This window comes from Stenotrophomonas sp. NPDC077421, assembly GCF_049545505.1.
In the GTDB taxonomy this organism is placed as follows: domain Bacteria; phylum Pseudomonadota; class Gammaproteobacteria; order Xanthomonadales; family Xanthomonadaceae; genus Stenotrophomonas; species Stenotrophomonas nematodicola.
This window is the reverse complement of sequence record NZ_JBMWDP010000008.1, coordinates 52770-64779: the sequence shown is the minus strand read 5'-3', so window position 1 is coordinate 64779 and position 12010 is coordinate 52770. Positions and strand designations below refer to the sequence as shown.

The 12010-nt window shown below is 67.8% G+C and carries 9 protein-coding genes; 5 read left to right on the top strand and 4 right to left on the bottom strand.

Going from position 1 to position 12010, the window contains the following annotated elements:
* Positions 1-7: 7 nt before the first annotated feature.
* From ACPEH1_RS06205 to ACPEH1_RS06190, 4 genes are read right to left on the bottom strand one after another with little or no spacing between them, the layout of a single operon-like run.
* The gene (locus ACPEH1_RS06205; RefSeq protein WP_017357033.1) at positions 8-610 is read right to left on the bottom strand and encodes a response regulator transcription factor; all 603 of its coding nucleotides are present in this window, start codon (positions 608-610) and stop codon (positions 8-10) included.
* The gene (locus ACPEH1_RS06200; RefSeq protein ID WP_153165433.1) at positions 607-1845 is read right to left on the bottom strand and encodes a sensor histidine kinase; all 1239 of its coding nucleotides are present in this window, start codon (positions 1843-1845) and stop codon (positions 607-609) included. The genes ACPEH1_RS06205 and ACPEH1_RS06200 overlap by 4 nt, the downstream gene beginning before the upstream one ends.
* A 6-nt stretch (positions 1846-1851) precedes the next feature.
* Complete coding sequence (locus ACPEH1_RS06195) at positions 1852-2622, bottom strand: ABC transporter permease (RefSeq protein WP_313243241.1); 771 nt, start codon at positions 2620-2622, stop codon at positions 1852-1854.
* Positions 2619-3518 carry an ABC transporter ATP-binding protein gene (locus ACPEH1_RS06190; protein WP_017354751.1) on the bottom strand — a complete coding sequence of 300 codons (900 nt, stop codon included), beginning with the start codon at positions 3516-3518 and terminating at the stop codon, positions 2619-2621. Before ACPEH1_RS06190 ends, ACPEH1_RS06195 begins: the two co-directional genes overlap by 4 nt.
* 216 nt (positions 3519-3734) lie before the next feature.
* Between ACPEH1_RS06190 and ACPEH1_RS06185 the strand changes: the two genes are divergently transcribed.
* The 5 genes from ACPEH1_RS06185 (at position 3735) to ACPEH1_RS06165 (ending at position 11587) form a co-directional block, all read left to right on the top strand.
* Complete coding sequence (locus tag ACPEH1_RS06185; protein WP_423715446.1) at positions 3735-4961, top strand: efflux RND transporter periplasmic adaptor subunit; 1227 nt, start codon at positions 3735-3737, stop codon at positions 4959-4961.
* Between the two features lie 156 nt (positions 4962-5117).
* Positions 5118-5807: an ABC transporter ATP-binding protein gene (locus tag ACPEH1_RS06180; protein ID WP_017354749.1), complete on the top strand. Its 690-nt coding sequence runs from the start codon at positions 5118-5120 to the stop codon at positions 5805-5807.
* Positions 5808-5821: 14 nt separating this feature from the next.
* Positions 5822-6979, top strand: a complete 1158-nt coding sequence (locus tag ACPEH1_RS06175) for an ABC transporter permease (protein WP_017354748.1) — start codon at positions 5822-5824, stop codon at positions 6977-6979.
* Positions 6980-6994: 15 nt separating this feature from the next.
* Entirely contained in the window at positions 6995-8305 is a 1311-nt protein-coding gene (locus ACPEH1_RS06170; RefSeq protein ID WP_136006666.1) for an ABC transporter permease, read from the top strand.
* 432 nt (positions 8306-8737) lie between these two features.
* Positions 8738-11587: a TonB-dependent receptor plug domain-containing protein gene (locus tag ACPEH1_RS06165; RefSeq protein ID WP_313243245.1), complete on the top strand. Its 2850-nt coding sequence runs from the start codon at positions 8738-8740 to the stop codon at positions 11585-11587.
* Positions 11588-12010 lie beyond the last annotated feature (423 nt).

Genomic DNA, 12010 nt, shown 5'->3' with positions numbered 1-12010 from the left:
GCCCTGCCTACAGCCAGCCTTTCTGGCGTGCCAGCCGATAGGCCTCGATGCGGTTGGCCACGCCCAGCTTGCCGATGCACTCGGAGAGGTAGTTGCGCACGGTACCGTGCGACAGCCCCAGCTGCGTGGCGATCTCGCTGGCCGAGCGGCCGTCGCCGGACAGGCGCAGCACCTGGCGCTCGCGGTCGTTGAGCGGGTCGGCCTGCGACCACGCATCCAGGGCCAGCTGCGGGTCGATCGCGCGGCCGCCGCGCTGGACCTGGCGCAGTGCATCGGCCAGGTGGTCGGCAGGTGCATCCTTGAGCAGGTAGCCGTACACACCGGCATCCAGCGCGCGGCGCAGGAAGCCCGAGCGGGCGAAGGTAGTGACGATCACCACCTTGACCGGCAGCGCATGGCGGGCGATGCGCTGGGCCAGTTCCAGGCCGGACAGGCCCGGCATCTCGATGTCGGTGACCAGCACGTCCGGGGTGAACCGCTGCACCATCCGCCACGCTTCCTCGCCATCAGCCGCGCTGCCCAGCACCTCGATGTCGGCTTCCAGCCCGAGCAGCGCCGACAGCGCGCCCCGCACCATCGCCTGGTCTTCGGCCAGCACGATGCGGATCATGGCGCACCTCCCGCCGACAGCGGCGTCGGCCCGGCAGGCGTGGCCGGCAGCGCGGCGACGGCGGTGGTGGCCGCCGGCAGCGCGATCCGGACCGAGAGGCAAGTCCCCTCACCGCGTACCGACTGCAGGTGCAGCGTGCCACGCAGCGCCGCCACGCGTTCGCGCATGCCACTGAGGCCGTTGCCATCGGACTGCACGCCGCCGCGGCCATCGTCTCTGATCTGCATCAGCAAGCTGCGGCCGTCCTCCTCGAAGTGCACCCAGGCCTGATGCGCCTGCGCATGCCGGGCGATGTTGGTGGCCGCCTCGCGCAGCACCAGCGACAGCGCGCGCTCGATTTCCACCGGCATCGGCGGCGGCGGTGTGTAGTGCAGGTGCACGTGCTGGCACTCCAGCAGCAGCCGTGCCGAGGCGAGCTCGGCGGCCAGGTCACTGGCACGGATGCCGGTGACCGCGCTGCGCACTTCGGCCAATGCCTGGCGGGCAATCGCCTCGGCTTCGGCGACCTCGCGGCGCGATGCGTCCGGATCGCGGTCGAACAGCTTGCGCGAGAGTTCCAGCTTCAGGGTAATCAACGACAGCGTGTGGCCAAGCAGGTCGTGCAGATCGCGACCGATCCGCTCGCGCTCGGCGGTGGCGGCCAGCCGCCGCACTTCCTCCTGCGACAGCTGCAGGGCCGCGTCACGTTCCTTGTTGAGGCTCTCGACGTTGATGATGATGCCGATGATCAACGCCATCGACGGAATCCACACCACCAGTTGCCATTGATACCCCACCCACAGCGCAATGCCGACGAACAGCGCGTTGAGTGCCAGCAGCTGCAGCAGATAGCGCCACAGGCCGCCGTCCCGGCAGGTGCGCAACATCACGCAACCAAAGATGAAATAACTGATGCCGGACGGGTACCACGGCAGCAGCGCCAGCCCCATCGTCACCATCGCCAGCGCATAGCGCGGGCCGTGGTGGCGCGGAGCGAGCAGCAACCGGCCGTACAACGCCAGGAACACCGGATAGGTCAGCAGCGTCAGCCAGAACCACCGCCAGGAATAGCCGCTGCCGAAGATCGGGGTGAAGAACACCCAGCCGGTCCACAGCAGATGCACCGCGTCGGCCCAGGCCGGTTTGCCGCGGCGCAGGTTGTCGGCCACCGACGAGTCCGGCGCAGGCCGCAGCAGCGTAGCGATCCAGCGCGATGTCACGGGCGGTTCCAGGAGACGAGGGTCAGGCGCGATCATGCCATTTCAGCCCATGCGCCGCAGGCGGCGCCGTGCCAGAGCCAGGGCCACGGCGGTCACGCCCAGCAGCACCCCGACGTGCACCCATGCGCTGCCCTGCGCCGGCTGGCCCACCGCCGGCAGCGCCAGCTGCGCCAGGTGCCAGGTCGGCCACAGTGGCGCCAGGGCGCTGAACAGCGGCGGCAGCATCGACAGCGGCAGCCATAGCCCGGACAGCAGCGCCAGCGGCAGGTAGACCAGATTGACCACCGCCGGCGCTGCGCCGGCACCGACATGGCTGCCGATCAGCAGGCCAATCGCCCCCAGGGGCAACGCCGCGAGCCCGGCCACTGCCAACAGATGCAGCGTTGCCACGGGCGTCACCACCACACCGGCAGCGCTCGCCACCGCAATCAGAAGGGCCGCCACCACGATCGCAAACAGTACCGTCATCAACAGCCGCGCCAGCAGCGGTGCAAGAGGCGGCATCGGCAGCGCACGCTTGAGCGTGAGCAGGCCGCCTTCGCGGTCCAGCGCCAGCTGCACGCCGAAGCCGAACAGCGCCGGTGCCATCGCACCGAACACGCAGTAGGTGGCCAGCAGATACACCGGTGCGTGGCCGCGACCGAGCAGGACCCCGAACAGCGAATAGAACAGCACCGGGAACAGCAGCGACGGCAGGACGAAGCCCGGATAGCGCCAGGCACGGCGCAGCTCGCACAGGATTTCGGCCCGGTAGATCGGCCACGCGGGAGGGAGGTAGGAGGTGGCGGATGTGGCGTGGACGTCGGTGTTCATGCGGCCTCCCGGGTCAGTTCGACGAAGGCGTCGGCCAGGCCGCCGCCATGCACGTCCAGCTCCTGCAGCTGCGGGTCTTCGGCGAGCAGCCGCGCGACCACCGGCTCGGCCGGCTCGGCCAGCAGGTGCAACCGCAGGCCATCGCGCCGCACCTCGCGTACGCCCGGCCACTGCCGCACTGCCGCCTCGTCGAGCGCGCTGCGGCAGCGGATGCGGCGCGGCGCACGCTGCGGGCGGAACTGCGCCAGCGGGCCATCGGCCAGCACCCGACCCTGCTCGATGACCACCACGCGCTGCGCCAGCGCCTCGGCTTCCTCCAGGTAATGGGTGGTCAGTAGCACCCCGCAGCCCTCGCCGGCCAGCTGCCGGATCGCCTGCCACAGGGCCTGCCGGGCCTGGATGTCCAGGCCGGTGGTGGGTTCATCGAGAAACAGCAGGCGCGGCCGCCCGCAGATGGCAATGGCGAACTGCACCCGCCGTTGCTGCCCGCCGGACAGCCGGCCGTAGCGGCGCGATGCCAGGTCGGTGAGGCCGGCCAGCGCCAGACACTCGTCCAGCGGACGGGGATCGGCGTAACAGACGCGCGCCAGGTCGATCAGCTCGGCCACCTGCAGCACCGGCGGCAGCGCGGTGCTCTGCAGCATCACGCCGATGCCCGCGCGGCTGGCGCGGTCCTGTGGATCGCCCCCGAGCAGCTCGGCACTGCCGGCATCCAGGCGGCGCAGACCCAGCAGGACGGAAATCGCCGTGCTCTTGCCGGCCCCGTTGCGGCCCAGCAGCGCGAGGATCTCGCCGCGCTGCAGGGAGAATCCCACGCCCTGCAGCGCGGCCACGGCACCATAGTGAACCTGCGCCTGGTGCAGCCGGGCCAGGGGAGACGCAACGGGATCGGACATGGGACACGCTCCGGGACGGGATGGGATGGGATGGGAACAGCCTCCGCTGTCGCCTTTGCCCCGGACAGTGGCCGTCGTCAGCGCATGCGGGTGACAGCTGTCACTGCCGCTGCGCCAGTCGTACGCGCATGCTGTGCACCACCCGGCGCCCCTGCCGGATTGCCCGAGGACCGCCGTTGCGGTCACACTCGGCCCGATTCCCCGTCCAGGCTCACGATGAACGCATCTGCTGAACTGCTCAAGGAACTCCGCATCGACCGCAAGACCCCGCCGCCGCCCTCGTCCGGGCGCGGCCGCTGGATCGTGCTGGCAGTGGTGGCGGTGCTGCTGCTCGGCGTGATCGGCTGGTTTGTCGCCGGCCGCGAGCGCCCGATCGAGGTGACCACCGCGCCGGTGGTGGCGATGGGCCAGGGCGGCGGCAGCAGCACCGTGCTGGATGCCAGCGGCTACGTGGTGGCCCGGCGCATGGCCACGGTCTCGGCCAAGATCACCGGCAAGGTCCGCGAAGTGATGATCGAAGAAGGCATGCGCGTGGAGGAAGGCCAGGTCATGGCGACGCTGGATCCGATCGACGCCAACGCCCAGCGCAGCCTGTCGGCGTCGCAGCTGGAGGCCGCGCGCAGCCAGCTGGCCGGGCTGCAGGCCCAGGTGGCCCAGGCCGAGGCCGAGGCCGGACGCCTGCAGTCACTGGTCGGCCAGCAACTGGTGTCGCGCTCGCAATACGACCTGGCCATCGCCCAGCGCGAGAGCCTGCGCGCACAGCTGCGGACCGCCCAGCGCAACACCAGCGTGGCCAGCGACGCGTTGGCCATCGCCGACCTGGGTGTGGACAACAATATCGTGCGCGCGCCGTTCTCCGGCGTGGTCACTGCCAAGTCCGCGCAACCCGGCGAGATCGTGTCGCCACTGTCGGCCGGCGGCGGGTTCACCCGCACCGGCATCGGCACCATCGTGGACATGGATTCCCTGGAGATCGAGGTCGAGGTCGGTGAGGCCTTCATCGGCCGCGTGCAGCCGAAGATGTCGGTCGAAGCCACCCTCAATGCGTACCCGGACTGGAAGATTCCCGGCGAGGTGATCGCGATCATTCCCACCGCCGATCGTGGCAAGGCGACCGTCAAGGTGCGCGTGGCGCTGAAGACCAAGGACCCGCGCATCGTGCCGGAGATGGGCGTGCGGGTGAGCTTCCTGGAAGCGGCCAAGCCCCGGTCGGCCGCGCCCAAGGGCGTGCGTGCGCCGGCCTCGGCGCTGGTCGAGCGCGGCGAGCAGACCGTGGCCTTCGTGGTGGGCGACGACCAGCGCGTGCAGCAGCGTACGGTCACCCTCGGCACGGTGTTGAACAACGACCGCCAGGTCACCGCCGGCCTGCGCGCGGGTGAGGTGGTGGTCACCGACCCGCCACCCGCGCTGCGCGACGGCAGCGCGGTCGTGGAAAAGCAATGACGGCCTGAGGCCCGCGGCAGGCGCCTGTCCTGCCGCTCGCCCGCCGATGCGTGTACGCGGCCCCGGCGTGGTTCCGGTGGCGGCGCGATGTGCGATTCCTGCGTGTCGCCCCGGCGCGCGCCTGTCCTCTTTTCACCGATCTCCGGAGAACCGTCCATGTCCACCCTGGTTTCGCTCCGCAACATCACCAAGACCTACCAGCGCGGCCCCGAGAAGGTGCAGGTGCTGCACGGCATCCACCTGGACATCCAGCGCGGCGATTTCGTCGCCCTGATGGGCCCGTCCGGTTCGGGCAAGACCACACTGCTGAACCTGATCGGGGGGCTGGACACGCCCAGCGGCGGCGAGATCGAGATCGAGGGCGAGCGCATCGACCAGATGAGTGGCGGCCAGCTGTCGACGTGGCGCAGCCACCATGTCGGCTTCGTGTTCCAGTTCTACAACCTGATGCCGATGCTGACCGCACAGAAGAACGTGGAACTGCCGCTGCTGCTGACCCACCTCGGTGCGGCCCAGCGCAGGCGCAATGCCGAGATCGCGCTGACCCTGGTCGGCCTTGCCGATCGCCGCAGCCACCGGCCCAACGAACTCTCCGGTGGCCAGCAGCAGCGCGTGGCGATCGCCCGGGCCATCGTCTCCGATCCCACCTTCCTGATCTGCGACGAGCCCACCGGCGACCTGGACCGGCAGTCGGCCGAGGAGATCCTGCACCTGCTGCAGCAGCTCAACCGCGAGCATGGCAAGACCATCATCATGGTCACCCACGATCCCAAGGCCGCCGAGTACGCCACCCACACCGTGCACCTGGACAAGGGCGAACTGGCCGACGCGCCAGCGGCCCACTGACGGAGGATGCCGCGATGAAATACCTCTCGCTGGTGTGGGCCCAGCTGTTCCGCAGCAAGACCCGCACCCTGCTGACGCTGCTGTCGGTCGTGGCCGCTTTCCTGCTGTTCGGCATGCTCGACTCGGTACGCGTGGCGTTCACCTCCGGCGGCAGCGTCGAAGGCGTCAACCGCCTGGTGGTGACCTCGCGCCTGTCGATCACCCAATCGCTGCCGATCCGGCTGGACCCGCAGATCCGCCAGGTCGACGGCGTGCGCGACGTGACCTCGGCCATGTGGTTCGGCGGCATCTACCGGGACCCGAAGAACTTCTTCGCCAATTTCTCGGTGGCGCCCAACTACTTCGACGTCTACCGGGAACTGCAGTTGCCGCCGGCCCAGCTCAAGGCCTTCCAGGACACCCGCACCGGCGCGGTGGTGGGTGAGAGCCTGGCCAAGGAGTTCGGCTGGAAGATCGGCGACACCATTCCGCTGCAGGCCACGATCTTCCCGCGGGGGGGCAGCAACGACTGGCCGCTGCAGCTGGTCGGCATCTACCGCTCCAAGGACCGGGCGCTGGCGGCCAACGAGGAACGCCAGTTGATGATGAACTGGAAATACTTCGACGAATCCAACGACTACATCAAGAACCAGGTGAGCTGGTACACGGTGACGCTGGACAACCCCGACCACGCCTCACGGGTGGCACAGGCCATCGACGCGATCTCGGCCAACTCCGACCACGAAACCAAGTCGCAGACCGAATCGGCGTTCCAGCAGGCCTTCGTCAAGCAGTTTGCCGACATCGGCATGATCGTCACCTCGATCATGGGCGCGGTGTTCTTCACCCTGCTGCTGCTCACCGGCAACACGATGGCGCAGGCGGTGCGCGAGCGCATCCCCGAACTGGCCACGCTCAAGACCCTGGGCTTCCAGGATGCGACCGTGCTGGTGCTGGTGATGGTCGAGGCGGTCCTGCTGATCGGACTGGGCGGTGCGATCGGGATGGGACTGGCCGCCCTCGTGCTGCCGATCCTCGCACCGATGACGATGGGCCTGCTGCCACCGCAGGTACCGCTGCAGACCTGGCTCATGGGCATCGGCCTGATCCTGGTCATCGGCGTGGTGGTGGGCCTGCTGCCGGCGCTGCGCGCCAAGCGGCTGAAGATCGTCGACGCATTGGCCGGGCGCTGAGCCCAGGAGAACGACATGAAGAAGCATTGGATGGGAAACGCACTGTCGATTCTGCTGCTGGGCGTGGGCCTGGCGGTCTGGGTCGCGCTGCCGTGGTTCGGCGTGCTTGTCGTCGCCGTGGCGATCGCGCTGTGGCTGGCGGTCACCCGCAGCGGGCGGCTGGCCTTGGCGGCCACCCGCATCGGCATCGCCAGCCTGCCGCAGCGGTGGGGCGCCTCCTCGGTGATCGTGGTCGGCATCGCCGGCGTGGTCGGCGTGCTGGTGGCCATGCTGGCGATGGGCGAAGGTTTCCAGGCCACGCTCAACAGCACCGGCGATGACAGCACCGCCATCGTGCTGCGAGGCGGCTCGCAGGCCGAGACCAACTCGGTCATCACCCGCGACCAGGTGCCGTTGCTGTCCACGCTGCCGGGCGTGGCCAAGGACGCGCAGGGACGCGCGCTGATCTCGCCGGAGCTGTCGCAGGTGGTCAACGTGGCCTCCCGGGCCGACGGCACCGACGTGAACGCGCAGTTCCGTGGTGTCGGCGAGATGGCGTGGGCGGTACACGACAAGATGAAGATCATCGAAGGTCGCCGTTTCAACACCGGTCTGCGCGAGATCGTGGTCGGCAAGGGCGCACAGGCGCAGTTCCAGGGGCTGGAGATTGGCAGGACGCTGACGCTGGGCAACCAGGCCTGGACGGTGGTGGGCGTGTTCGCCTCCGGCGACGCGCACGAGTCGGAACTGTGGACCGACGCGGAGACCCTGGCCGCGACCTACCAGCGCAGCGCCTGGCAGTCGATCAGCGTACGCACCGAGGGCAAGGCCGGTTTCGAGCAGTTCAAGGCGGCGGTCGCCGGCGACCCCCGCCTCAAGCTCGATGTTGAAACCACCCGCGCTTACTACGCCAAGCAGGGCGGTGGCCTCAGCACGTTGATCAGCGTGCTCGGCACCGTGATCGGCGCGATCATGGCGATCGGCGCGGTGTTCGGCGCGCTCAACACCATGTATGCCGCCGTGGCTACCCGGGCCCGCGAGATCGCCACGATGCGCGCGATCGGCTTCCGCGGCCTGCCGGTGGTCACCGCCGTGATGCTGGAGACCATGCTGCTCGCCCTCCTCGGCGGTCTGCTGGGCGGCGCGGTGGCCTGGGCGATCTTCAACGGCTACAGCGTGTCCACCATCGGCAGCAACTTCAGCCAGGTGGTGTTCCAGTTCAAGGTCTCGCCGGAGCTGCTGTGGAGCGGTTTGAAGTGGGCGCTCGGCATCGGCCTGGTCGGTGGACTGTTCCCGGCACTGCGTGCCGCACGCCTGCCGATCACCACCGCCCTGCGCGACGGTTGACGCACTGGCAATGAACACGCGTGCGCAGGCGCGCGCACGGGATAGCAATGAGGGAACCGCATGCGCAAGCGTGCGGTTCTTTTTTTTGGCGTGTGTTCATTGCGCGTTTAGTTGCGCCGCACAGTGCGCGATACCGCTTGTTTTTCGAGGTGCGGCGCAGTGTCGCAGGCATTCAAGATGCGCCGGCCGTCGCCGCTATGGATGCGTCCACGTGTCGTGGCGGCGTGCGTGCGCATGCGCGATGCGTGCAGATGAAAAAGGTTTCGTCTGAATGCGCGCATTTGTCAGCGCGTGTTCATTTAAGGCCTTTTTCATGCTTTCAGATGAAAGTAAAAATTTTGAAAAGTCATTAGAATCCCGCCCCCCACGTCGTGGTGTTGTCCCCACGCCGCCCCCAGGGCGAACGATTTTTTTGAGAAAGAGAACGCACGGATGTATTTGAAGACCAATCCGCTGCGCAACGCGATCGCCATCGCGCTTGTCGCCAGCTGCAGTGCCCCCGCCTTCGCACAGAATGCCGCGGACGGCACCACCAACCTCGACCGCATTGAAATCACCGGTTCGCGCATCCGCCAGGCCAGCGTCGAAACCGCGCAGCCGGTCGTGGCGCTGAACCGCGCCGAGATCGAGAAGAAGGGCTACGTCAACGTTGCCGACATCCTGCAGGACGTCACCGCCGCCGGTTCGCCGAGCATGAGCCGTGCGTCTTCGCTGACCTCCTCGCGCGACTTCGGCGGCATGTACGTCAGCCTGCGCAACCTGGGTCCGGAACGCAGCCTGGTGCTGATCGATGGCCGCCGCATGGGCGTCAGCGCCGGCGGTTACTCCGACCTGGCCTCCATCCCGTCCTCGATCGTGGACCGTGTGGAAGTGCTGACCGACGGCGCCTCGGCGCTGTACGGCTCGGATGCCATCGCCGGTGTGGTCAACATCATCACCCGCAAGAACTTCGACGGCGCTGAAGTCAATGCCTACGTCGGCCAGTACGGCCAGGGCGACGGTCAGAAGACCTCCTACAGCGCGACCTTCGGCAAGACCTTCGATCGCGGCTGGTTCACCGTGGGCGGCGAGTACACCGACGAAGATCCGGTGCTGGGCAGCGCGCGTGAGTTCACTGCCTACCCGAACGGCCCGGCACACCCGACCGACGGCCTGAGCGGCATCACCGAGTGGGGCTACGCCACCGTCGGCGGCACCAACATCAGCGTCGGCCCGGGCGGCGATCCGTCGCAGCCGGGCAACTTCAAGCCGGTCGACAAGGCCAACGACAGCAACGCCAAGAGCAACATGAGCCTGCTCACCGGCCTGCAGCGCAAGTCGGTGTTTGCCAACGGCGGTTTCTCCATCACCGACAACCTGCGCCTCGTCGCCGATGCGCTGTACAGCGAGCGTGAGTCGACCAAGCAGCTGGCCGGCTACCCGTACTCGGTCTCGGCCGCACAGGCCCGCAACGGCACCCGTGCCGCCCTGTCCAAGGACAGCGCGTTCAACCATTGGGGCCAGGACGTGCTGTTCGCGCACCGCACCGAGGAAATGCCGCGCGGCACCGAGAACAACCTGACCACCAAGCGTGCCAGCCTGGGTCTGGAAGGCAGCTTCGAAACCGGTTCGCGTTACTGGGACTGGAACGTCAGCTACATGTACAACCGCAATGAAGGCGAGCGCATCGGCACGGGCAGCATGTACCAGCCGAACGTGAACCTGGCCGTCGGCCCGTCGTTCATCGACAGCCAGGGCGTGGCGCACTGCGGCACCGTCGGCAATGTGATCGCCGGCTGCACCCCGTGGAACCCGTTGGCGCCGATGGGCTCCAACAGCGCCGGTTCGCTGAGCCGCCAGGAAGTGCAGGATTTCCTGTTCACCCGTTTCGTCGACAAGATGCAGAGCACCACCAAGGTTGCCAGCGCGAACATCTCCGGTTCGCTGTTCTCGCTGCCGGCCGGTGACATCATGGGTGCGATGGGCGTCGAGCACCGCAGCGAAGAGGCCAGCTACACCCCGGACCAGATGGTGCAGAATGGCCGGATCGCCGGTACCAGTGGCAAGCCGACCCGCGGCGACTACTCGCTCAACGAGGTGTACCTGGAGTTCCAGGTGCCGCTGCTGGCCGACATGGCCTTTGCCCGCGAACTGTCGCTGGACCTGGCCGGTCGCTACTCGGACTACAACAACTTCGGTGCCACCACCAACAGCAAGTTCGGCCTGAAGTGGAAGCCGATCGACAGCCTGCTGGTACGCGCCACCTACGGCACCGGGTTCCGCGCGCCGACCGTGGATGACCTCTACGGCGGCACCGTCACCACGCGCGATTCGTTCACCGATCCGTGCGACACGCTGTTCGGTGCGGCCGCCAAGAGCCCCGACGTCGCTGCGCGCTGCGCGGTCAACGTGCCGGCGAACTTCCGCCAGCAGAGCGCCGACGGCAGCAATGCGATGGTGCCGGGCCAGCAGGCGACCACCGATTTCAACTCGGGTTCCAACCCGGCGCTGAAGCCGGAAACCGCCAAGACCTGGACCGTTGGCGTTGTGTACAGCCCGGAATTCGTCTCCGGCCTGGACCTGAGCCTGGACTGGTGGAAGATCCGCATCAACAACGTGATCGTGGGTGAGTCGGCAACGGACATCCTCAACCAGTGCTACATCCAGGGCAACCAGTCCGCATGCGGCCGCTTCACCCGCTCCACCTCTGGCAAGAACATCGGCCAGGTGACCGCACTGGACCGCACCCTGAACAACGCCGGTTTCCAGGAAACCGCCGGCTATGACCTCAGCGTGCGCTACCGCCTGCCGGAACTGGCGATCGGCAAGTTCGCGATCTCCTGGAACACCACCTATGTGGATTACCTGGAGCGCAAGAGCGACAACATCGACACCACGCCGGTCGAGCAGTTCACCGGCTGGGGCGGCAACTTCCGCGTCCGTTCCAACCTCAACGTGGACTGGACCTACGGCAACCTGGGCATCGGCTGGACCGCGCGCTACTACTCCAGCATGAAGGAGAAGTGCTCGTACGACCTGACCGGCGGCCCCGAATGCAACCTGCCGGACTTCAACTCGGTCTATACCGACGCGCAGCCGAGCAACAAGGTGGGCTCCAACACCTTCCACGACCTGCAGGTGCGTTACGTGCTGCCGTGGAACGGCACCGTGTCGATGGGCGTGAACAATGTGTTCAACCACCAGGGTCCGATCATGTACAGCCAGCCGAACAGCAGCTTCACCTACTACGGTGGCTTCGACATCGGCCGCTTCATGTACATGAAGTACCAGCAGCGTTTCTGATCCAGCGTTTCTGATCCACGGCTTACTCTCTCCAAGCCGTTGATGGAAGTAAGGCGGCGCCCTCGGGCGCCGTCTTTTTTTTTGCGCATCGCCTGGTAGAGCCGACCGTTGGTCGGCTGGCCGCGCGCGGCGCGGCAATGGTCGTTGCCGGCATTGCGCCGACGGCAGCCGGGTAGAACCCGGCTCTACGGGGGCGGGCGCGGCGATGATCGCGGACGGCGTTGCGCCGACGGCAGCCGGGTGGAACCCGGCTCTACGGGGGCGGGCGCGGCGATGATCGTGGACGGCGTTGCGCCTGCGGCAGCCGGGTGGAACCCGGCTCTACCGGGGGCGGGCGCGGCGATGATCGCGGACGGCGTTGCGCCGACGGCAGCCGGGTGGAACCCGGCTCTACGGGGGCGGGCGCGGCGATGATCGTGGACG